Genomic DNA, 23,405 nt, shown 5'->3' on the forward strand with positions numbered 1-23,405 from the left:
AACAGACGGAGCGGAAATTTCATTTCCTCAAAAAGCGATTTATTCGATCGCACATTGCGCGACTTCACAGAAAAGGGGCAAAAAAATCCCCTTAAAGCGGCGAAATGGCCTTAAGGGGACGTGAACTCGCGCTCGTTGTCAGCGCGCGTCGCTCGCCTGCGGGCGGTACTGGCGCCAGAAACCGATCAGCGTCAGGTATTTTTGTTTCACCTGTTCGATCAGGGCTGCGTCATCGATTTCCCCCTGCAGCCAGCGGCGCGAAGGTTGGCCGAAGATGGTGCGGCCGACGGCGAAACCTTTCACCCAGCGCGCATCTGCGGCGGCGGCAAAGCCCGCCTTCAGCACCGCTTCCGGGGAGTCGAGCCCCAGGATCAGCACGCCGCGGCAGAAGGGATCGTAGGTGTCGATCAGCGCGCCGACCCGCTGCCAGTTTTCCGCGCTCAGCGGCGGCAGTTTCCACCAGTCCGGCTGAATGCCCAACTGGTAGAAGTGTTCAATCATCTCCAGGTAATGGCGTTCGTCCTTGTCGGGGTTGCTGTCCGGCAGGATCACTTCCAGCAGCAGCTCGTGGCCGGATTTGCAGCAGCCGCGGTAGACGTCGGCGATCAGCTCATCCTGCTCGCGGCGCAGTTCCGCCGCGTCGTGCGGGTGATAAAACACCAGGCACTTCACCACGTGCTCCTGCGGCCAGTCGATCAATTGCGAGCCGATATTGCCGTGCTCCAGGCGCAGTGGGCGCGAGCTGGGCAGCTCCACCGGCCGGCCGATCCACCATCCCTGGCCGGTGATCTCGTTCAGCGCCGCCTGGCCGTAGGTGGTGTCGGCCAGAATGCCGCTGTTGCCGTTGAGGCCGGCCTGCTCGGCAGCCTGTTGCGCCGCGGTGAGCAGCAGGGTTTTCAGGCGCGGAATGCGTTCCTCGCCGACGCCGGCTTCGCACGCCATGTCCGCCAGCTGCTTGCGGTGATCGAAGGCGAACACGCACAGTTCCGGCCATTGCTGCTTGCGGGTGGTGACCCGGTGCAGGTGGTTCAGGCGTGCGTCGCGGTCCGGGCGCGTGACCTGCCGTTCGCGCAGCAGGTAGTCGTCCAGCTCCCGTTTGGTCGGCATGGCCGGCGCGCAGCCGTGGCGCGACACCACCAATGCGCCGCAGGCGTTGGCGTAGCGGCAGGCCTGATCCCAGCCCTCATCGTTCAGGTAGCCGCGCAGCAGGCCGGACATAAAGGCGTCGCCGGCCCCCAAAACGTTCAGCACCTCAACCCGCACGCCGGCGTGCAGCTTCACCTGCGCCCAGTCGTCGGCGATTTCGCCTTCGAACACCGAGCAACCCTGCGCGCCTCGCTTGCACACCAGCGTGGCCGCCGTGGCCCGCCGCACGTTTTTTAGCGCCGTCAGCGTGTCGGTGCTGCCGCCGGCGATGTGAAACTCCTCTTCGGTGCCGACGATCAGATCGAAATGGTGCAGCACCTCCTGTAGCTCGCGCGTGACCTGGTCCGATTCCACAAAGCGGGTTTCGCCGTCGCCCAGCGACGTCAGCCCCCACAGCACCGGCCGGTAATCGATGTCCAGGGCGGTGCGCAGGCCGTGGCGGCGCGCGTATTCCAGTGCCTTCAGTACCGCGGCGCGGGTGTTCGGGTGCGAAAGGTGCGTGCCGGTGATGGCCAGCGCGCGCGAGGAGGCGATGTAGGTCTCGTCAATGTCGTCCGGCGTCAGCGCCATGTCCGCGCAGTTTTCTCGGTAGAAGATCAGCGGGAAGGTTTCCTGATCCTTGATGCCGAGGATCACCAGGCCGGTTAATCGTTGCTTGTCGGTGATGAGACAGCGAGTATCGGCCCCGACGCGCTGCAGCTCTTCACGCAGAAAGCGGCCCATGTGCTCGTCGCCGACCCGCGCCAGCATGCCGGATTTTAACCCCTGGATAGCGGTGCCGTAGGCCACGTTGCCGGAGGAGCCGCCGAGGTATTTGGCGAATGTGCCGGCGTCTTCCAGCCGCGCGCCGATCTGCTGAGCATAGAAATCGACGGCGATGCGCCCGAGACAAATGACATCAAGCTGTTTTTCTTGTGTAGCCATACCCGTTTCCTTCTGTTTAAGCAAAACTCCGGCGGCGGCCCGAGCGTGGCGCCCTGCAGGAAGCATGTGGACAGTATGGGGAATGAAAATTTCAATTTCAATATAGAATGAAATTTACACCCCAAAAATGTGATGCGTTTAAAACATCGGCAAGGGGGTGGAAAAGGCGGTGAAACGGCCACGGAAGGGCTGCTAGGCGCGCGCTGAAAAGGAGTGCGAGGGCAGGATAAAAGGCTGTCATCCTGTGTACTGACGGCGTTCATCTGCCATTGCGCGGCGCGAAGTCAGTGAAGGCTGAACCACGAGATGAAACGGGCTTTTCATTTAATATGCGATCTTTATCGCAAAATGAAATGTTTCTTCTGTAATGTGATTTTATGAAAAATATATTTGTTTATAATCGCTTCACGTTTCAGGTTGTCGACTTCGTGAGCAGCGGGCATCGCCTGCTCAAGATAATAGCTGCCGCCGCGTAACACAAACACGGGATTGTCGGCTCGGCGCGAGCCCTTTCCGGGGCGGCCCTCAATCTAAAGGGTGAGTAAATGGGCAAGATCAGGCTAACCATGGCGCAGGCGCTCGTCAGATTTCTCGACAACCAGTATCTGCTGGCCGACGGGGTGGAAACCAAATTCGTCGCGGGCATTTTCGCGATTTTCGGCCACGGCAACGTGCTGGGGCTGGGGCAAGCGCTGGAGCAGGATAGCGGCGAGCTGCGGGTGCATCAGGGCCGCAACGAGCAGGGCATGGCCCACGCGGCGATCGGCTTCGCCAAACAGAAGCTGCGCCGGCAGATCTACGCCTGCACCTCATCGGTCGGCCCCGGCGCCGCCAACATGATCACCGCGGCGGCCACCGCCACCGCCAACCGCATTCCTTTATTGCTGCTGCCGGGCGACGTTTACGCTTCCCGCCAGCCGGATCCGGTGCTGCAGCAAATCGAGCAGTCTTACGATCTCAGCATCAGCACCAACGACGCGTTTCGCGCGGTGAGCAAATACTGGGACCGCATCGTGCGGCCGGAACAGCTGATGAGCGCCTGCATCAACGCGATGCGCGTGCTGACCGATCCGGCGGATACCGGCGCGGTGACGCTGTGCCTGCCGCAGGACGTGCAGGGTGAAGCCTACGACTATCCCGACTATTTCTTCCAAAAACGCGTGCATCGGCTCGATCGCCGCCCGGCGACCGAGGGCATGTTGGCGGACGCGTTGGCGCTGCTGATCGCCAAGCGCAAACCGCTGCTGGTGTGCGGCGGCGGCGTGAAGTACTCGCAGGCCGGGCGGGCGCTGCGCGAATTTGCCGAGCGTTTCGGCATTCCGTTCGCCGAAACCCAGGCCGGCAAAGGCACAGTGCCGAGCGACCATGAATTCAACCTTGGTGGCATTGGCGAAACCGGCTGCCTGGCGGCCAACACGTTGGCCCGGCAGGCCGATCTGGTGATCGGCGTCGGCACCCGCTACACCGATTTCACCACCTCGTCCAAATGGCTGTTCCAACATCCGGACGTCAACTTCCTCAACATCAACGTTAGCGCCTTCGATGCCGGCAAGCTCGACGGCGTGCAGGTGCTGGCGGACGCCCGCGAGGCCCTGAGCGAACTGGCCGCACGGTTGGCGCAGACCGAGTACCGCGCCGGCTGGGGCGACGCTATCGCTGCGGCGCGCAGCGCGCAGCGTGAAGAGACCGCGCGTGTTTACGCGGTGGAATACGGCGGCGCAGGCTTTGTGCCGGAGATCGACGATCACCTCGATCGCGAGCGGGTGTTCGCCGAATTTATCGCCCAGACCGATTCCGCGATGACGCAAAGCCGGGTGCTGGGGGTGCTGAACCGCGAGCTGCCGGCGGACAGCGTGATCGTCGCCGCCGCTGGCAGCCTGCCGGGCGATCTGCAGCGGGTGTGGCACAACCGCGGCGAACACGGCTACCACGTGGAATACGGCTACTCCTGCATGGGATACGAGGTGAACGCCGCGCTGGGGGTCAAGCTGGCCGAGCCGCAGCGCGAGGTGTACGCAATGGTAGGCGACGGCGCGTTCATGATGCTGCATTCCGAACTGGTCACCTCGATTCAGGAAGGCTGCAAGATCAACGTGGTGCTGTTCGACAACATGACCAACGGCTGCATCAATAACCTGCAGATGGAACACGGCATGGACAGCTACACCACCGAATTCCGCTTCCGCAACCCAGAGGGCGGTAAACTCGACGGCAAGCTGGTGCCGGTCGATTTCGCCATGCTGGCGGCGGCTTACGGTTGTAAAACCTACCGCGTCACCACCGAGCAGCAGCTGCTCGACGCGCTGGCCGACGCCCGCAGGCAAACCGTGTCCACGCTGCTGGACATCAAGGTGCTGCCGAAGACCATGGTGCACAAGTATCTCAGCTGGTGGCGCGTGGGCGGCGCTCAGGTGGCCGACAGCGAGAAAATCGTCGCAGTGGCGCGCAAACTGCAGGAAAACATCGATAAGGCGCGCGATTACTGACTCGTTTTCATACATAAATCTCGAGGGTAGCGAAAATGACATTGAACATTGGGGTTATCGGCACCGGCGCCATCGGCCGCGATCATATCCGTCGCTGCAGCAAAGTGTTGCAGGGTGCCCGCGTGGTGGCGGTAAACGACATTAACCGCGACAACGCCGCCAAGGTGGTGAGCGATCTGCAGCTGGATGCGCGGGTGTATGACAACGGCCACGATCTGATTAAGGCCGCCGACGTGCAAGCGGTGCTGGTCACTTCCTGGGGGCCGAGCCACGAAGAGTTCGTGTTGGCGGCCATCGCCGCTGGCAAACCGGTGTTCTGCGAGAAGCCGCTGGCGGTGACCGCGCAGGGCTGCAAAAACATCGTCGATGCCGAAGCGAAACACGGCAAGCGGCTGGTGCAGGTCGGCTTTATGCGCCCCTATGACCAGGGTTATCGCGCGTTGAAACAGGTGCTGACCAGCGGCCAGATCGGCGAGCCGCTGATGCTGCACTGCGCGCACCGCAACCCGACGGTCGGCGAGGCTTACACCACCGATATGGCGATCACCGACACCCTGATCCACGAAATCGACGTGCTGCGCTGGCTGCTCGACGATGACTACGTGTCGGTGCAGGTGGTGTTCCCGCGTAAGAGCCCGAAGGCGTTCCCGCACCTGAAGGATCCGCAGATTGTGCTGTTTGAAACCGCCAAGGGTACGCGCATCGACGTCGAAATCTTCGTCAACTGCCAGTACGGCTACGACATTCAGTGCGAAGTGGTGGGGGAAACCGGCATCGCCAAACTGCCGGAGCCGTCTTCGGTGCAGATGCGCAGCGGCGCCCGCCTGTCGACCGAAATCCTGACCGACTGGAAGGATCGCTTTATCGACGCCTATGACGTCGAGCTGCAGGGGTTCATCAACGACGTGGCCGCGGGCAAGCTGACCGGGCCTTCCGCCTGGGACGGCTACGCCGCCGCGGTGACCGCCGATGCCTGCGTGGCGGCCCAGCTCAGCGGCGAGATCGTGCCGGTGACCCTGCCGGCGCGTCCGGTGTTCTACAACAAATAATCGGCTTGTCCCCCATACCTACGATTGCAGAGGAGTGACCATGAAGATCGCTTTTGATGTCGACGTTATACGGGATTTGGGCGTGACCAAAATGGTGCAGCAGGTGGCGGACTGGGGCTACAAATACATCGAGCAGTCGCCGCACCCGCAGATCAACCCGTTTTACAAGCATCCGAAGGCCAGCCGCGAAATCATGGCGGAGTATAAAAACGCCCTGAAAGCGACCGGCGTGGATATCTCCTCATTTATCGTGGTGTATCGCTGGTCCGGGCCGGGAGAAGATCGCCGCCAGGCGGCGGTCAAAAACTGGCGGCGGATGATCGAAATCGCGGTGGAAATGGGCGTGCAGGTGATTAACACCGAACTGGCGGGCAACCCCAACGAACCGGAGATCTGCGAGGAGCTGTGGTATCGCTCGATGGAGGAGCTGCTGCCGATCGTCGAGCGCGAGGGTATCCGTATGGAGATCCAGTCGCACCCGTGGGACTTCTGCGAGCTGAGCAACGAAACCGCCGATCTGGTGAAGTCGCTGCGCAGCGACCACGTCAAATACCTCTACAGCGTGCCGCACACCTTCTACTACGACAAGGGGCAGGGTGACGTGGCCGGCATGCTGCAGTACGCCGGGGACGATCTTTCCCACGTGCTGATCGCCGACACCATGAATCACACCAAGCATTGCCGTTATATCGTCAACCCGCCGGGCGTTGACGCCGCGGTGCATCAGCACGTCGGCATCGGCGAAGGCGAGGTGAATTTCGACGCCCTGTTCCAGACGCTGCGCGACATGGAATTTGCCAACCGCAGCTTCAAGGTCGGCGGCGAATCGATCATCTGCACCTCGCTGTTCGGCTATCCGGAAAAGATGCCGAGCCAGGCGGTGGCGACCAGAGAGCGCATCGAAAGAGAGCTGTTGGGCAAATAATCTTATTCGGCTCGCCGGCGGCGTTTGCACCGGCGGCCCTCCAAGGACCGAGGCAGACCATGAATAAAGACAACGTGAAATTGGCCATCGCGCCGATCGGCTGGACCAACGACGACATGCCCGATCTGGGCAAGGAAAACACCTTCCAGCAGTGCGTCAGCGAAATGGCGCTGGCCGGTTTCACCGGCAGCGAAGTGGGCAGCAAATACCCGCGCGATCCGGCGGTGCTGAAACCGATGCTGGATATTCGCGGCATCCAGATCTGCAATGCCTGGTTCAGCACCTTTTTCGCCGACGGCCAGAAAGACAAAACCATCGATGAATTTATCAACCACATGAATTTCCTGCATGCCATGGGCGCCAGGGTGATCGGCTGCTCCGAGCAGAGCAAGAGCATTCAGGGCACCACCAAAGGCGTGTTCGAAGAGAAGCCGTACTTCAGCGATAAAGAGTGGCAGCGCGTGGCCGACGGTTACAACGAGCTGGCGAAGATCGCCGCCGGCAAAGGCATGCAGGTGTGTCTGCACCACCACATGGGCACCGGCATTCAGACCACGGCCGAAATCGATCGCTACATGAGCATGGTCAACGACGACGTCTACCTGCTGTTCGATACCGGCCATGCCTACTATTCGGAAGGCAGCCAGCAGGCGATGATGGCGATCCTGGAGAAGTATCTGCCGCGCATCAACCACGTCCATCTGAAGGACGTGCGCGATGAGGTGGTGGCGGAAGTGAAAGCCAACAAGCTGAGCTTCCTCGACGGCGTGAAGAAGGGCACCTTCACCGTGCCGGGTGATGGCGTGATCGACTTCAGGCCGGTGTTCAAGCTACTGGACGAGCGCGGTTACAAAGGGTGGATGGTGGTGGAGGCCGAGCAGGATCCGGCGCTGGCCAACCCGTTCGAGTATGCGGTAAAAGCGCGCCGTTATATTCGGGAAACCGCCGGCATTTAAGCGACGAGGGTTAATCATGATTAAGGGGCGCCAGCGCCCCTTTTTTGGTGGCGGCGTGTTAGCCGCCGAGCGTTTGCCAGGTTGCGACCTGGCTGCCGGGCCACGGCGTAGCGGCATGCACGCCACGGGCGATCGCCCGGGCCAGGGTGTCCGCCGCCAGCGCGCCGATTTGCAGCACCGCCAGTTCGCGGCTGCCCTGCACCTCGCGCTGCCCGGTGGACAGGGCGAACACCACGTCGCCGTCAAACGGGCTGTGCAGCGGGCGGATAGCGCGCGCCATGCCGTCTTGCGCCATGATGGCCACCCGTTTCAACTCCACACGCGTCAGCGCCAGGTCGGTGGCGATGTAGGCCAGGGTGGTGTTCTTTCTACCGCCCTGCGGCTCTTGTTCCATCCAATCTTCGCCCTGCGCGCGCAGTTGCGCCAGCGCCGCTGCGCCGCCGTTGCCGAATTCACCGTCAATTTCATAGGGGGTCGCCCAGAAGGCGCGGGTGCCGGGTGCGACCACCGCACCCAAACTGTTGACCGCCACCAGTGCGCCGACGGTAGCGCCATTGGCGGCAATGATAGAGGCCGAGCCGAGGCCGCCTTTCAGCTTACCCATGCCGGTCATGGCGCCGTAGCCTGCGCCGACGGTGCCCAGCGGAAAGTCCAGCCCGGCCTTGCCGACCGCATCGATGCCCAGTTGGTGATACGGCGGCGTGAGCTGCCAGTTTTTGTCGCCGCCGTTGGCCAGATCGTACAGGCAGGCGGTGGGCACGATAGGAGAGACCGGCACGCCGGGTGCCGGGCGCAGCGCGTAGCCTCGGCCCTGTTGCCCCAGCCAGGCTGCGACGCCATCCGCCGCCGCCAGGCCGTAAACCGAGCCGCCGCTGAAGGTCAGCGCATCGACGGTCTGTACCAAATTGTCTTCACCCAGCGCGTCGGTTTCCCGGGTAGCGGGGCCGCCGCCGCGTACGTCCACAGCGGCGATCGCCGGGCTGTCCGGCAGGATAACCGTCGTGCCGGTACGCACCCGGCTGTCTTGCGCCACGCCGACCTTCAGGCCCGGCACATCGGTAATCAGGTTGCGGGCGCCTGGGCGCCCGGCGGCGGAAGTTGGCATAGCGGCACCTAACGGGGTGAGAGGAGAGAATATGCCGACGGCGGCGGTCAGGCCGGCCAGCGCTTGTAAAAAGGTTCGGCGGTTGATGCACAGGGGCCGGCGCAGCGGCCCCTGCGGGTGAGGACGATTACGCATCGCCGTGCGGCTGCCCGGAGCGCAAACGCGCCATATGGTAGGCGTCGACCAATACGCCGTCGCGCATGGCATAGGCGCGGCTGGTGCCCTCTATCTCGAAACAGAATTTGCGGTACAGCGCAATGGCCGCCGGGTTGTCGGTGAACACCGTCAGCTCAATGCGCTCGATGGCCGCCCAGTTGTCGCACAGGTCTATCATCGCCTGCATCAGGCGGCTGCCGACGCCTTTGCCGTGGTAGCGCGGATCGACGCCGATGCCGAAGGTGGCCACGTGGCGGCGGCGCACGCGCTGGTTCAGCATTACGACCAGCTGGCCGGCAAGCTGCCCGTCGATGAAGGCCGCCAGGTTATGCGTGCCCGGTTCGGGATTGGCGAGGCGCTTCTGCCAGGACTCGACGGACGGTAGAGGAAGCTGCAGCGTATCGCGATAGACGGGCGTCTGAGAATAAAGATGATGCAGGGCTTGCGCATCCGTAGTTTCCACGTGGCGTATCACGATCTCGCTCATCTCGCTGCTCCTGTTGCTTACCGGTTGAATAACCTCTGAATTTATCCGTTTACTGCCTTGAGTCAATATTATTTGAACGGGTCAAAAAAAACGCTTTACAGGTGCGAATGATAATGATTATTATTGCGATGCGTTCCGGGGAGGGCATCAACCCTTGATACTCTCGCTGCGAAGGCACGACATTGCTCACATTGCTTCCAGTGTTTACTTAGCCAGCTCGGGTGCTGGCTTTTTTTTTTGCCCTTTTTCAACCGCTTCCGCCTTCAACAAATCCGTTGCCCATCTGCCGTTTCATTCCATCGAAATTTTTGAACAGAGGCATGAGTTTTTTACGCTTTCTTATTCTGCCCGCAGGACTAGACTGTAAAAAAACATTGAGGAGAGTTGAATATGATTTATGTACGTAAAGCGGAAGACCGCGGCCACGCCAATCATGGCTGGCTGGATAGCTGGCACACCTTCTCTTTTGCCGACTACTACGATCCGAACTTTATGGGGTTCTCGGCGCTGCGTGTGATCAACGAAGACGTGATCGACGCGGGGCAGGGTTTCGGTACCCACCCGCATAAAGATATGGAAATCCTGACCTATGTGCTGAGCGGCACGGTGGAACACCAGGACAGCATGGGCAACAAGGAGCAGATCCAGGCCGGCGAATTCCAGATCATGAGCGCGGGCACCGGGGTGCGTCACTCCGAGTACAACGCCAATCAGGATCGTCCGTTGCACCTGTACCAGATTTGGATCATTCCGGATCAGGTCGGGCTGGAGCCGCGCTACGAGCAGCGCATGTTCGACGCGCCGCAGGGCCGTCAGCTGGTGCTGTCGCCGGATGCGCGCGACGGTTCGCTGAAGGTGTTCCAGGATATGACGCTGTCGCGTTGGGCGCTGAATAAAGGCGAACAGGGTGAGTACCCGATCGCCGCCGGCCGCCGCATTTGGATCCAGGTGGTGCGCGGCAAGGTCTCGGTCAACGGCCAGGCCGCCGGCATCAGCGATGCGTTTGCGGTGTGGGATGAATCGGCGCTGACGATCCAGGCCGACGAAGAGAGCGAAATCCTGCTGTTCGATCTGCCGCCGGTGTGATTAAGCGGTAAATTTCAAGGGCTCACGATGTGAGCCCTTGAGGTTAACGACAAGCCTGATGACGTTGCCCGCCTGAAAGCCGGCAGCATATAAAAACAAGGAAAATCAATTTATTGATTTTCGGTTGACAATCACAAAGGGGAAAAACCACGCTTTTTCCCTTTGTCACCGTATGAAGGGCTCACGTTGTGAGCCCTTTTTGCGTTGGCCGTCGCATAACCGACAATATCGGCCCGCCGTTTTTTTTGCTAAAATGACTGCCCATTCACGGTTAGTCAGTTCATTGATAATGAAGAAAAAACGGCCGGTACTCCAGGATGTGGCGGACAAGGTGGGCGTGACCAAGATGACGGTGAGCCGTTATCTGCGCAATCCCGACCAGGTTTCTGCCGCCCTGCAGCAAAAAATCGCCGTCGCGCTGGATGAGCTGGGCTACATCCCCAACCGCGCGCCGGACATCCTCTCCAACGCCACCAGCCGGGCGATTGGCGTGCTGTTGCCGTCGCTGACCAACCAGGTGTTCGCCGAAGTGCTGCGCGGCATCGAAAGCGTCACCGACGCGCACAACTACCAGACCATGCTGGCGCACTATGGCTACCTGTCGGAGCGTGAAGAAGAGCGTCTGACCTCGCTGCTTTCTTACAATATCGACGGCCTGATCCTGTCCGAACGGCATCACACGCCGCGCACCCTGAAAATGATCGAGGTGGCGGGCATTCCGGTGGTGGAGCTGATGGACTGCGTCTCGCCGTGCATCGATCTGGCGGTGGGCTTCAACAACTTCGAGGCGGCGCGCCAGATGACCCAACAGATCATCGCGCATGGCCATCGCCACGTGGTCTATTTCGGCGCTCGTCAGGATGAGCGAACCATCATCAAGCAGCAGGGGTATGAGCAGGCGATGCGCGAATCCGGCCTGGAGCCGTACAGCATCATGACCGCGCGCTCTTCCTCCTATTCCGCCGGCGGCGAGCTGCTGCGCTTGGCGCAGCGCGACTATCCGCAGATCGACAGTATCTTCTGCACCAACGATGACCTGGCGATCGGCGCGGCCTTCGAGTGCCAGCGGCAGGGGCTGTCGATCCCGCAGGACATGGCGATCGCCGGTTTCCACGGCCATGATATCGGCCAGGTGATGGTGCCTAAGCTGGCCAGCGTGCTGACGCCGCGCGAACGCATGGGGCAGATCGGTGCCGAGCGTTTGCTGGCCCGGCTGCGCGGCGAAACGGTGTGCCCGCGCATGGTGGACGTCGGTTTCACCGTGATCCCCGGCGGCAGTATCTGAGCCATTTTAACGTTCTGTTTTAACACCCTTTCTTTTTGCAGCGCGCCCTGAGGCGCGTGGGTTATCCCGCCTGTAAGCCCGCCGGTCGTTGCCGGCATAAGTTTGATCTCTGTCCCAGAACGCGAATTTTAGCCGCTTACCCGGTTCCGGCGCTCATGTTGTTACCGGTATCATGATACCGGTAACAACGAGCGTGCGGTCATCTTGCAGCAAGACTGAACCTCTGAATCAACAACACCTACAGCTCTTCTTAAACACCGGGAAAGAGCCTAAAAATAAAACAACCGCACGCTTTACGCCTATCGTAAAGAGAGTCGCGATAAAAGGTTGGAGAAAAATTATGCCATTAGTGATTGTTGCAGGCGGCGTAGCGCTGCTGCTGCTGCTGATGATCCGCTTCAAGCTGAACGGCTTTATCTCTTTGGTGCTGGTTGCTCTGGCGGTCGGGATCGCACAGGGTATGCCGGTCGATAAGGTCATCGGCTCCATCAAGGCCGGCGTGGGCGGCACGTTGGGCAGCCTGGCGCTGATCATGGGCTTCGGCGCCATGCTCGGCAAACTGCTGGCGGACTGCGGCGGCGCACAGCGCATCGCCACCACGCTGATCGACAAGTTCGGCAGAAAACATATTCAATGGGCGGTGGTGCTGACCGGCTTCACCGTCGGCTTCGCGCTGTTCTACGAAGTGGGCTTCGTGCTGCTGCTGCCGCTGGTGTTCACCATCGCCGCCTCCGCGCGCATCCCGCTACTGTACGTCGGCGTGCCGATGGCCGCCGCGCTGTCGGTGACCCACGGCTTCCTGCCGCCGCACCCGGGCCCGACGGCCATCGCCACCATCTTCCATGCCGATATGGGTAAAACGCTGCTGTACGGCACGCTGTTGGCGATCCCGACGGTGATCCTGGCCGGCCCGGTTTATGCCCGCTTCCTGAAAGGCATCGACAAGCCGGTGCCGGAAGGCCTGTACAACCCGAAAACCTTTACCGATGCAGAGATGCCGAGCTTTGGCGTCAGCGTCGCCACGTCGCTGGTGCCGGTGATCCTGATGGCGCTGCGCGCGGTTGCCGAAATGGTGCTGCCGAAGGGCCACAGTTTGCTGCGCTTCGCCGAGTTCTTCGGCGACCCGGTAATGGCGACCCTGATCGCCGTGCTGATCGCTATTTTCACCTTCGGCCTGAACCGCGGCCGCACCATGGATGAAGTGATGGGCACCATCACCGACTCGATTAAAATCATCGCCATGATGCTATTGATCATCGGCGGCGGCGGCGCCTTCAAACAGGTGCTGGTGGACAGCGGCGTCGAGCAGTACATCGCCGGCCTGATGGAAGGCAGCAACGTCTCGCCGATTCTGATGGCCTGGTCAATCGCCGCTGCGCTGCGCCTGGCGCTGGGTTCCGCCACCGTGGCGGCGATCACCGCCGGCGGCATCGTCGCCCCGTTGATCGCCACCACCGGCGTCAGCCCTGAGCTGATGGTGATTGCGGTCGGTTCCGGCAGCGTTATCTTCTCGCACGTCAACGATCCGGGCTTCTGGCTGTTCAAGGAGTACTTCAACCTGAGCATCATGGAAACCATCAAATCCTGGTCGGTGCTGGAAACCATCATCTCGGTGTGCGGCCTGGTGGGCTGCCTGCTGCTGGCGACGGTCGTATAATCTTTATCCGGCGCCCTGCGGGGCGTCGGCGTTTCAGGTTATCTTTATCAGTTGGGACGCATTTGGCGCGTTTGCGCCAGTACCCATAAGGGCATGACACAATGAGTAATCCGCAGAATCACGTATTTATCCTGATGGGGGTGTCCGGCAGCGGCAAATCCGCCGTGGCCAGCGCCGTCGCCCGTGAAGCCGATGCCGCCATGCTGGACGGCGATTACCTGCACCCGCGCGCCAACATCAACAAGATGGCCGCCGGGCATGCGCTGGACGATAACGATCGCGCGCCTTGGCTGGCTGCGCTCAACGACGCCATCTTCGCCATGCAACGCACCAATCCGGTGTCGCTGCTGGTGTGTTCGGCGCTGAAAAAAAGCTATCGCGACCGCCTGCGTGAAGGGAATAGCAACCTGCATTTCCTCTACCTGAAAGGGGACAAGACGGTGATTGAGGAGCGCCTGAAACAGCGCAAGGGCCACTTCTTCAAACCGCAGATGCTGGTTTCACAGTTCACCACGCTGGAAGAGCCGGGTGAGCAGGAGCCGGATGTGCAAGCGATCGACATCAACCAGCCGCTTGACGGCGTGGTCGCCGATACGCTCGCCTATATTCGCCGCGTTACCGCCTGCTAAGCGCAGGCCGTTGTCGGCGCCGCGAGGCGCCTACAGCTTCATGTAAGCCCGCACGCCGTCCAGGAACATCTGGGTCGACAGCATCACCAGAATCAGCCCCATCAACCGCTCCAGCGCGCTGACGCCTTTGCTGCCCAGCAGGCGCAGGAACAGGTTCGACATCAGTAAAATGGCCGCAGAGAGACCCCAGGCGATCAGCAGCGCCGCCACCAGATGGGGCAGCTGGTGCGGATATTGGTGCGACAGCAGCATCAGCGCCGCCAGAATCGACGGCCCGGCTACCAGCGGGATCGCCAGCGGCACCAGGAAGGGTTCTTCACCGGCGGACAGCCCCGAGCTGTTGCCCTCCTGAGACGGGAAAATCATCTTGATGGCGATCAGGAACAGAATGATGCCGCCGGAAATGGAGACGGTTTCGGTGCGCAGGTTGAGGAACGCCAGAATTTTCTCGCCGGCGAACAGGAAGATCAGCATCAGCAGCAGGGCGATCAACAACTCGCGGATCAGCACCACCCGGCGCCTGCGCGGCTCCAGGTGCTTGAGCACCGACATGAAAATCGGCAGATTGCCCAGCGGATCCATAATTAAAAACAGCAATACCGTAGCGGAAATCATCTCTGTCATGGTGACCTCGTGATCGGGAAAACGCCTCGGCCTTTCCGGCCGCGTCCTTGCCTATAAGAAGGATTGCTGAGAAATCCCCAGCCATCGAATAAATTCACTTTGCGCCCGCGCCGACATTTTGTAAGGTGAGGAGATATTGCACACAACTCGTTATCACCTACATAGCCCTTATCCGGGCGGGACACAGATATTATGAAAAACGTTGGTTTCATCGGTTGGCGCGGAATGGTCGGCTCGGTTCTCATGCAACGCATGACGGAAGAGCGCGATTTCGACGCCATTCGCCCGGTCTTTTTCTCCACCTCGCAGCACGGTTCCGCCGCGCCGGCCTTCGGCGGCCAGCAGGGCACGCTGCAGGATGCGTATGATATCGACGCGCTGAGCGCGCTCGATATCATTATTACCTGTCAGGGCGGCGATTATACCAACGAAGTTTATCCTAAGCTGCGCGCCAGTGGCTGGCAGGGGTACTGGATCGACGCGGCCTCTTCGCTGCGCATGCAGGACGACGCCATCATTATCCTGGATCCGGTCAACCACGCGGTGATTCAGCAGGGTCTGGACAAAGGCATCAAAACCTTCGTCGGCGGCAACTGCACCGTCAGCCTGATGCTGATGTCGCTCGGCGGCCTGTTCGCCAACGATCTGGTGGAGTGGGCGTCGGTCGCTACCTACCAGGCGGCCTCCGGCGGCGGTGCGCGCCACATGCGCGAACTGCTGACCCAGATGGGCATGCTGCACGCCGACGTGGCGAAAGAGCTGCAGGACCCGGCCTCCGCCATTCTGGATATCGAGCGCAAGGTGACCGAGGCCACTCGCAGCGGCAAACTGCCGACCGATAACTTCGGCGTGCCGTTGGCCGGCAGCCTGATCCCGTGGATCGACAAGCAGCTCGACAACGGCCAGAGCCGTGAAGAGTGGAAAGGTCAGGCGGAAACCAACAAGATTCTGAACACCGGTAGCGTGATCCCGGTCGATGGCCTGTGCGTGCGCGTTGGCGCGCTGCGCTGCCACAGCCAGGCGTTCACCCTGAAGCTGAAAAAAGATGTGTCGCTGCCGGAAATCGAGCAGATGCTGGCGACGCACAATGACTGGGTGCGCGTGATCCCGAACGACCGCGAGCTGACCATGCGCGAACTGACGCCGGCGGCGGTGACCGGTACGCTGAATACGCCGGTTGGCCGTCTGCGCAAGCTGAATATGGGGCCGGAGTACCTGTCGGCGTTCACCGTGGGCGACCAGCTGCTGTGGGGCGCGGCCGAGCCGCTGCGCCGCATGCTGCGTATCCTGTTGTAAACCCGTACTTCCTGGGGGCTGGCTGATTTCAGCCCCCTAAAGCCTCGTTTTCCGCTTTTTTGTTCGCCGCGCACCGTGCCGGGCAACGTCACCGCAAGCCTCGTTTCACCGGGCTCCACCCCGCATATCTCCTCGTCGGCCGCCGCATGCAGAAGCCGCCGGGCTGGCAGTTTTCTTAATGAAGAATTTTCCTGAGCAATGCTGAGCAGTTTTTAACAGACATTGGCTATGCTTAACGCATGGGCGAACAATTTTTCACCATGACTGAAATATTTCAAAAAATAAGCATAAAGAGCGAAATTCAGGTCGGCAGAGTAAAGATTGGTCAATAACCGACCGCAATCACGCTTTAGAGTCCGAATGCATTGCATGATGACCAAAACGGCCAAGGAATAACCAACAAGCCGTGCTTAGATCATGCTGTTAATCTAAGGAAGAAGACTATGCCTGTACTTCCCGATCGTGACGTGATTGATCAGATCATCTCCGGCCATTACGCCGACCCCTTTGCTCTGCTTGGCATGCATGCGACCGATAACGGTCTGCAGGTGCGCGCGTTGCTGCCGGACGCCACCGAAGTTTGGCTGGTGGAGCAGCAAACCGGGCGGCGATTGGCGCAGCTGAACTGCGACGATCCGCGCGGCTTCTTCAGCGCCGTGGTGCCGCGGCGAAAAAATCCTTTCCGCTATCAGCTGCAGGTCAGCTGGCGCGATCATCAACAGATCGTCGACGATCCCTATCGGTTCGGCCCGCTGCTGCAGGATATCGACAGCTGGCTGCTGGCCGAGGGCACGCACCTGCGCCCCTATGAACGCCTGGGGGCTCACCTCGCCACGCTGGATGGCGTCGACGGCGTCAGCTTTGCCGTTTGGGCGCCTAACGCCCAGCGCGTCTCGGTGGTGGGGGAGTTCAACTTCTGGGACGGCCGCCGTCATCCGATGCGTCTGCGGCGTGAAAACGGCATCTGGGAGCTGTTCCTGCCCGGCGTGCGGGCCGGCCAGCTGTACAAATATGAAATCGTCGATTGCTACGGCAATACCCAGCTGAAAGCCGATCCTTACGCCTTCGAGGCGCAGATGCGCCCGGACACCGCCTCGCTGGTGGCGCCGCTGCCGGAGGTGGTGCCGTCGACGCAGGCGCGCCGCCGCGCCAACGATTTTGAACAGCCGATCGCCATCTACGAGGTGCATCTCGGCTCATGGCGTCGCCACACCGACAACCACTTCTGGCTCAGCTACGGCGAGCTGGCGGTGCAGCTTATCGACTATGTGAAGGACATGGGATTCACCCATATCGAGCTGCTGCCGATCAACGAACACCCGTTCGACGGCAGTTGGGGCTATCAGCCGCTGGGGCTGTATGCGCCGACCCGGCGCTTCGGCACGCCGGCCGATTTCAGGGCGTTCGTGGCGGCGGCGCATGAGGCGGGCATCAACGTGATCCTCGACTGGGTGCCGGGGCACTTCCCGAGCGACGCCTACGGCCTGGCAAACTTCGACGGCACGGCGCTGTACGAATACGCCGATCCGCGCGAGGGCTTCCATCAGGACTGGAATACGCTGATCTACAACTACGGCCGCCACGAGGTGCGCAACTACCTGGCGGGCAACGCGCTGTATTGGCTGGAGCGCTTCGGCATCGACGCGCTGCGGGTCGATGCGGTGGCGTCGATGATCTATCGCGACTACAGCCGCGCCGACGGCGAGTGGGTGCCGAATTACTACGGCGGCAACGAGAACCTGGAGGCGATCGCCTTCCTGCGTTATACCAACCAGACTATCGGCCAGGCGCAGCCGGGCGCGGTGACGCTGGCGGAGGAGTCCACCGACTACCCCGGCGTCACCCTGCCGCCGGACGCCAACGGTCTGGGGTTCCACTACAAATGGAACCTCGGCTGGATGCACGACACGCTCAATTACATGAAGTGCGATCCGGTGCACCGTAAGTATCACCACAACCAGATGACCTTCGGCATGCTGTATGCCTATACCGAGAACTTCGTGCTGCCGATCTCGCACGATGAAGTGGTGCACGGCAAAAAATCGATCCTCGACCGCATGCCGGGCGATGCCTGGCAAAAGTTCGCCAACCTGCGCGCCTACTACGGGTTTATGTGGGCGCATCCGGGCAAAAAGCTGCTGTTTATGGGCTGCGAGTTTGCGCAGGGGCGCGAGTGGAATTTCGATACCAGCCTCGATTGGCATTTGCTGGAAGGGCTGGATAACTGGCACAACGGCGTGCAGCGGCTGGTGCGCGATCTGAACCACTGCTACCGGCAGCAGGCGCCGCTGTATGAGCGTGACTATCGCCCGGACGGCTTCGAGTGGCTGGTGGTCGACGATCACGACAACTCGGTGTTCGCGTTCGCGCGCTACGATTCGCAGGGCAATGAACTGATCGCCATCAGCAACTTTACCCCGGTGCCGCGCTACCGCTACCGCATCGGCCTGTCGCGCGCCGGCGACTATCGCGAGATCCTCAATACCGATTCGCACCACTATCACGGCAGCAACGCCGGCAATCAGGGGCGGGTCTCTTCCGAAGCGGTCGGCAGCCACGGCCGAGACTTTTCCATCAGCGTGACGCTGCCGCCGCTGGCGACCATTTATCTGCTGCGGGAGGCGCCATGACGGAGCTGACGGCCGGCCTCGCCGCACCGCTGGGCGCGCATTACGACGGCGAAGGCATCAATTTTACCCTGTACTCGGCGCACGCCGAGCGGGTGGAGCTGTGCCTGTTCGACGGCCAGCAGCGTGAGGTGCGCCTGCCGCTGCCGGCGCGCAGCGGCGATATCTGGCATGGCTATCTGCCGGGCGGCAAGCCGGGGCAACGTTACGGTTACCGGGTCTACGGCCCGTTCGACCCGGCGAACGGACAGCGGTTCAACCCCAACAAGCTGGCGCTCGATCCGGCCGCGCGCGCGGTGGAAGGGCCGGTGGCGGACCACCCGCACCTGCACGGCGGTTACGATCGGCCGGATCCGCACGACAGCGCCGAGCTGATGCCGAAATGCGTGGTGGTGGACCAATGCTATGACTGGCAGGACGATCGCCCGCCCGCCACGCCCTGGGGGCAGACGGTGATTTACGAAGCGCACGTACGCGGCCTGACGCTGCTGCACCCGAAGATCCCGCCGGCGCTGCGCGGCAGCTTCGCCGCGCTGGGGCACCCGGTGATGATCGCCCACTTCAAACGCCTCGGCATCACCGCGCTGGAACTGCTGCCGGTGCAGCAACATACCTCCGAACCGCGTCTGCAGCGGCTGGGGCTGATCAACTACTGGGGCTATAACGTGCTGGCGCCCTATGCGCCGGACAACCGCTACGCCAGCCTGAGCACCGACGGCACGCCGCTGAACGAATTTCGCGATGCGGTCAAGGCGCTGCATCAAGCCGGCATCGAGGTGATCCTCGACGTGGTGTTCAACCACAGCGCCGAGCTGGATATGGACGGGCCGATGCTGTCGCTGAGCGGCATCGACAACCAGAGCTACTACTGGCTGACGCCGGAAGGGGACTACGTCAACGACACCGGCTGCGGCAATACCCTGCGGCTCGATCAGCCGCAGGGCGTGGCCTGGGTGATGGACTGCCTGCATTTTTGGGTGCGGGAGTGCCACGTCGACGGCTTCCGCTTCGATCTGGGCAGCGTGCTCGGCCGCACACCGGGGTTCGATCGCGATGCGCCGCTGTTTCAGGCGATGCTGGCGGACGATGTGCTGTCGCGCTGCAAGCTGATTGCCGAACCCTGGGACGTTGGCCCCGGCGGCTATCAGGTGGGGGCATTCCCCGGGCGTTTCGCAGAATGGAACGACCATTACCGCGACGACATGCGCCGTTTCTGGCTGCAGAGCGGCGTGTCGCTCGGCCAGTTCGCCCGGCGTTTTGCCGCCTCCAGCGATGTGTACAACCAGCGCGGGCGAGCGCCTTACGCCACCGTCAACATGCTGACCGCCCATGACGGTTTTACCCTGCAGGACGTGGTCAGCTTCAACGAGAAACACAATCAGCCGAACGGCGAAGGCAACCGCGACGGCAGCGATCGTAATTTCAGCAACAACCACGGCGTGGAAGGCCTGGTCGCCGACGACGCCATTGTGCAACGCCGCAGGGCCAGCCAGCGGGCGATGCTCGCCACGCTGTTGCTGTCCCAGGGAACGCCGATGCTGCTGGCCGGCGATGAACAGGGACACAGCCAGCAGGGGAACAACAACGCCTATTGTCAGGACAACGCCACCACCTGGCTCGACTGGTCCACGGCGGATGACGCGCTGACCGATTACGTCGCGGCGCTGATCGCGCTGCGCCGCCGGATCCCCGCGTTGCAACAGGACCGCTGGTGGCAGCAGGACGACGGCAGCGTGCAGTGGCTGAACGCACAAGGGCAGGCGCTCGACGCGCAGCAGTGGGAGCAAGGCGATCTGCTCATGCAGATCCTGCTGTCGCAGCGCTGGCTGCTGCTGGTCAACGCCACGCCGCAAACGGTGGAGATGAGGTTGCCGGAAGGCGATTGGCAGGTTGTCGCTCCGTTCACTCAGGAAGACTCACGGGCGGTGTTACCCGCCTGGCACCAGGACGCGCGCTCGCTTTGCGTTCTGGTACGGAAATAATAAAAGGAGTCCGCTATGGTTAGGTTTGAAAATAAAGACCCCCTGATGTTGGCGCGCCAGCTGCCGATTAAATCCGTAGCGCTGATCCTGGCCGGCGGCCGCGGCTCGCGCCTGAAAGATTTGACCTCCACCCGCGCCAAGCCCGCCGTCCACTTTGGCGGCAAATTCCGCATCATCGATTTCGCCCTGTCGAACTGCCTGAACTCCGGCATCCGCCGCATCGGCGTGATCACCCAATACCAGTCGCACACGCTGGTGCAGCACATTCAGCGCGGCTGGTCGTTTCTCAACGAGGAAATGAACGAGTTCGTCGACCTGCTGCCGGCCCAGCAGCGCCTCAGCACCGAACATTGGTACAAAGGCACCGCCGACGCGGTCTACCAGAATCTGGACATCATCCGCCGCTATGAGGCCGAATACGTGGTGATCCTGGCGGGCGACCATATCTACAAAATGGATTATTCGCGCATGCTGATCGACCACGTCGAGAAGGGGGCCCAGTGCACCGTGGCCTGCCTGCCGGTGCCGCGCAGCGAAGCCGGCGAATTCGGCGTGATGAAGGTGGATGAAAGCGACCGCATCATTGAGTTCCTGGAGAAACCCGCCGATCCGCCGGCGATGCCGGGTAACCCGGATATGTCGCTGGCCAGCATGGGCATCTATATTTTTAATGCCGCCTACCTGTTCCAGCTATTGGAAGAGGATATGTCGACCCCCGGCTCCAGCCACGATTTCGGCAAGGATCTGATCCCGAAAATCACCGCGCAGCAGGCGGCGTGGGCGCATCCGTTTACCTTGTCCTGCGTGACTTCCAACCCCGATCTGCCGCCGTACTGGCGCGACGTGGGCACGCTGGACGCCTACTGGCGCGCCAACCTCGATCTGGCGTCGGTAACGCCGGAGCTGGACATGTACGACCGCGCCTGGCCGATCCGCACCCACATGGAGCCGCTGCCGCCGGCCAAGTTCGTGCAGGATCGCTCCGGCAGCCACGGCATGACCATGAACTCGCTGGTGTCCGGCGGCTGTATCGTCTCGGGCTCGGTGGTGGTGCATTCGGTGCTGTTCCCGCGCGTGCGAGTGAACTCGTTCTGTACCATCGACTCTACCGTATTGTTGCCGGACGTGAACGTCGGCCGTTCCTGCCGCCTGCGGCGCTGCATCATCGACCGCGCCTGCCACATTCCGGAGGGCATGGTGATCGGGGAAAACGCCGATGAGGACAGCAAGCGCTTTTATCGCTCGGAAGGCGGCATCGTGCTGGTGACGCGCGAAATGTTGTCAAAATTGTGAGTTAACGTGGGCGGCAGAACGATAGCCTGCCGCCTGATGAACGGTTCGATGGCTTGCGCAACGCGGCAAACATAACAGCGGCAAGCCTGCTTTATTTCTTATCCAGAGGCCTTCGGCCGACTTTCAGGAGTGATAATGCAGGTCTTACACGTATGTTCTGAAATGTTCCCCCTGCTGAAAACGGGCGGACTCGCAGACGTGGTTGGCGCACTGCCGGCGGCGCAAATCGCCGAAGGCGCCGATGTTCGGGTGCTATTGCCCGCTTTCCCTGACGTACGCAACGGCATTCCGGACACCGTGCTGGTGGCGGAAATCGACTCGTTCGCCGGCCGGGTGGGCCTGCGTTACGGCACCTACCATGGCGTGGGCATCTATCTCATCGATGCGCCCTGGCTGTATGACCGGCCGGGCAGCCCGTACCACGACCAATCCATGTACGCCTACCCCGACAACCATCGCCGTTTTGCGTTGCTGGGCTGGATGGCCTGCGAGCTGGCCAAGGGGCTGGATCGCTACTGGCGCCCGCAGCTGGTGCACGCCCACGACTGGCACGCCGGCCTGAGCTGCGCCTATCTGGCCGCCAACGGCCACCCGGCGCGCTCGGTGTTCACGGTGCACAACCTGGCCTATCAGGGGCTGTTCTCCGCCCATCATGTGACCGAGCTGTGGCTGCCGGCGTCGTTTTACGACGTTTATGGCCTGGAGTTCTACGGCCAGATGTCGTTCCTCAAGGCCGGGCTGTTTTATGCTGACCACGTGACCGCCGTTAGCCCGACCTATGCGCGCGAGATCACCCGGCCGGAGTTCGGCTATGGCATGGAGGGGCTGCTGCAGGAACGGCAGCGGCAGGGCCGACTGAGCGGCATCCTCAACGGGGTGGACGACAAGATTTGGGATCCGGCCCACGACCCGCGGCTGAGTACCCGCTACGACGCCGACGATCTGAAAAGCAAGGTCAAAAACAAGCTGCATCTGCAAAAGGCCATGGGGCTGAAGGTGGACGAATCTCTGCCGGTGTTCGCGGTAGTGAGCCGCTTGACCAGCCAAAAAGGTCTGGACCTGGTGCTGCAGGCATTGCCTGAGCTGCTGGCGCAGGGCGGGCAGCTGGCGCTGCTGGGCGCCGGCGACGCGGTGCTGCAACAGGCGTTTCTGGCCGCCGCCGCCGACTATCCCGAACAGGTTGGGGTGCAGATCGGCTATCACGAGTCCTTCTCCCACCGCATCATCGGCGGCGCCGACGTGATTCTGGTGCCGAGCCGCTTCGAGCCCTGCGGCCTGACGCAGCTCTACGGCCTGAAATACGGCACGCTGCCGCTGGTGCGGCGCACCGGCGGGCTGGCGGACACGGTGGTGGACTGCGCGCTGGAAAATCTGGCCGACGGCACTGCCAGCGGCTTCGTGTTCGACGATTGCGATGCCGTCGCGCTGGGCAATGCTATCCGCCGTGCCATGGTGCTGTGGAGCCGGCCGAAACACTGGCGCCACGTTCAGCGTCACGCCATGAGCGTGGACTTCGGCTGGCCGGTGGCGGCGAAAGAGTATCTGTCGCTTTATCAACGTTTGTAGCCCGCGTTTCGCGTCTTGGGTTGACGCGCGGCGGGCAGCCGTTTGGGTTGATTGTCGGGGCGCGGCGTACCGCGTCCATGTTCAGCGGGGCCAGCTATTCCGCGGCGAATGGCTGGGCTCCCTAAA

The 23,405-nt window shown here is 61.8% G+C and carries 17 protein-coding genes; 13 read left to right on the top strand and 4 right to left on the bottom strand.

Features of this window, described 5'->3' with window-relative positions:
- Positions 1–138: 138 nt before the first annotated feature.
- Positions 139–2,070, bottom strand: a complete 1,932-nt coding sequence (locus tag ACJ8HT_RS21535) for a bifunctional 5-dehydro-2-deoxygluconokinase/5-dehydro-2-deoxyphosphogluconate aldolase (protein ID WP_197653346.1) — start codon at positions 2,068–2,070, stop codon at positions 139–141.
- Positions 2,071–2,615: 545 nt separating this feature from the next.
- Here ACJ8HT_RS21535 and iolD point away from each other — a divergent pair.
- From iolD to iolE, 4 genes are read left to right on the top strand one after another with little or no spacing between them, the layout of a single operon-like run.
- A complete protein-coding gene (iolD, locus tag ACJ8HT_RS21540; protein WP_194572284.1) occupies positions 2,616–4,556 on the top strand; it encodes a 3D-(3,5/4)-trihydroxycyclohexane-1,2-dione acylhydrolase (decyclizing) in 1,941 nt (646 codons plus the stop codon).
- 35 nt (positions 4,557–4,591) lie between these two features.
- Positions 4,592–5,605 carry a Gfo/Idh/MocA family protein gene (locus ACJ8HT_RS21545; protein WP_038871433.1) on the top strand — a complete coding sequence of 338 codons (1,014 nt, stop codon included), beginning with the start codon at positions 4,592–4,594 and terminating at the stop codon, positions 5,603–5,605.
- 40 nt (positions 5,606–5,645) lie between these two features.
- Complete coding sequence (locus ACJ8HT_RS21550; protein ID WP_197653347.1) at positions 5,646–6,530, top strand: sugar phosphate isomerase/epimerase family protein; 885 nt, start codon at positions 5,646–5,648, stop codon at positions 6,528–6,530.
- Between the two features lie 59 nt (positions 6,531–6,589).
- Positions 6,590–7,486 carry a myo-inosose-2 dehydratase gene (iolE, locus tag ACJ8HT_RS21555; protein WP_197653348.1) on the top strand — a complete coding sequence of 299 codons (897 nt, stop codon included), beginning with the start codon at positions 6,590–6,592 and terminating at the stop codon, positions 7,484–7,486.
- 58 nt (positions 7,487–7,544) lie between these two features.
- Here the strand turns inward: iolE and ACJ8HT_RS21560 are convergent, their stop codons facing one another.
- Together ACJ8HT_RS21560 and ACJ8HT_RS21565 are read right to left on the bottom strand one after the other, a co-directional pair.
- Positions 7,545–8,726 carry a P1 family peptidase gene (locus ACJ8HT_RS21560; RefSeq protein ID WP_197653349.1) on the bottom strand — a complete coding sequence of 394 codons (1,182 nt, stop codon included), beginning with the start codon at positions 8,724–8,726 and terminating at the stop codon, positions 7,545–7,547.
- Positions 8,719–9,234 (bottom strand): GNAT family N-acetyltransferase, encoded by a 516-nt coding sequence (locus ACJ8HT_RS21565; RefSeq protein ID WP_197653350.1) that lies wholly within the window; start codon positions 9,232–9,234, stop codon positions 8,719–8,721. Before ACJ8HT_RS21565 ends, ACJ8HT_RS21560 begins: the two co-directional genes overlap by 8 nt.
- Positions 9,235–9,624: 390 nt before the next feature.
- Here ACJ8HT_RS21565 and ACJ8HT_RS21570 point away from each other — a divergent pair, with 390 nt between their 5' ends.
- From ACJ8HT_RS21570 to gntK, 4 genes are all read left to right on the top strand, one after another.
- On the top strand, positions 9,625–10,320 hold the full coding sequence (locus ACJ8HT_RS21570; RefSeq protein ID WP_038873615.1) for a pirin family protein: 696 nt from the start codon (positions 9,625–9,627) through the stop codon (positions 10,318–10,320).
- 289 nt (positions 10,321–10,609) lie between these two features.
- Positions 10,610–11,605 (top strand): gluconate operon transcriptional repressor GntR, encoded by a 996-nt coding sequence (gene gntR / locus ACJ8HT_RS21575; RefSeq protein WP_197653351.1) that lies wholly within the window; start codon positions 10,610–10,612, stop codon positions 11,603–11,605.
- A 340-nt stretch (positions 11,606–11,945) separates the two neighbouring features.
- A complete protein-coding gene (gene gntT / locus ACJ8HT_RS21580; protein ID WP_016930400.1) occupies positions 11,946–13,262 on the top strand; it encodes a gluconate transporter in 1,317 nt (438 codons plus the stop codon).
- A gap of 101 nt (positions 13,263–13,363) precedes the next feature.
- Positions 13,364–13,891 carry a gluconokinase gene (gntK, locus tag ACJ8HT_RS21585; RefSeq protein ID WP_197653352.1) on the top strand — a complete coding sequence of 176 codons (528 nt, stop codon included), beginning with the start codon at positions 13,364–13,366 and terminating at the stop codon, positions 13,889–13,891.
- Between the two features lie 30 nt (positions 13,892–13,921).
- Here gntK and ACJ8HT_RS21590 read toward each other — a convergent pair whose 3' ends face one another.
- Positions 13,922–14,515, bottom strand: a complete 594-nt coding sequence (locus ACJ8HT_RS21590; protein WP_025159894.1) for a YhgN family NAAT transporter — start codon at positions 14,513–14,515, stop codon at positions 13,922–13,924.
- Between the two features lie 192 nt (positions 14,516–14,707).
- Between ACJ8HT_RS21590 and asd the strand changes: the two genes are divergently transcribed.
- From asd to glgA, 5 genes are all read left to right on the top strand, one after another.
- Complete coding sequence (gene asd, locus ACJ8HT_RS21595; protein WP_016930397.1) at positions 14,708–15,811, top strand: aspartate-semialdehyde dehydrogenase; 1,104 nt, start codon at positions 14,708–14,710, stop codon at positions 15,809–15,811.
- A 443-nt stretch (positions 15,812–16,254) separates the two neighbouring features.
- A complete protein-coding gene (gene glgB / locus ACJ8HT_RS21600; RefSeq protein WP_197653353.1) occupies positions 16,255–18,441 on the top strand; it encodes a 1,4-alpha-glucan branching protein GlgB in 2,187 nt (728 codons plus the stop codon).
- The gene (gene glgX, locus ACJ8HT_RS21605; RefSeq protein WP_060424485.1) at positions 18,438–20,420 is read left to right on the top strand and encodes a glycogen debranching protein GlgX; all 1,983 of its coding nucleotides are present in this window, start codon (positions 18,438–18,440) and stop codon (positions 20,418–20,420) included. The genes glgB and glgX overlap by 4 nt, the downstream gene beginning before the upstream one ends.
- A gap of 15 nt (positions 20,421–20,435) precedes the next feature.
- Positions 20,436–21,713, top strand: coding sequence for a glucose-1-phosphate adenylyltransferase (gene glgC / locus ACJ8HT_RS21610; RefSeq protein ID WP_004930810.1), 1,278 nt, complete (start codon positions 20,436–20,438; stop codon positions 21,711–21,713).
- Between the two features lie 135 nt (positions 21,714–21,848).
- Positions 21,849–23,279, top strand: coding sequence for a glycogen synthase GlgA (glgA, locus tag ACJ8HT_RS21615; protein ID WP_049202834.1), 1,431 nt, complete (start codon positions 21,849–21,851; stop codon positions 23,277–23,279).
- The last annotated feature ends 126 nt before the right edge of the window (positions 23,280–23,405 follow it).

The organism is Serratia sp. CY44782, assembly GCF_052168715.1.
Classification (GTDB): Bacteria; Pseudomonadota; Gammaproteobacteria; order Enterobacterales; family Enterobacteriaceae; genus Serratia; species Serratia nevei.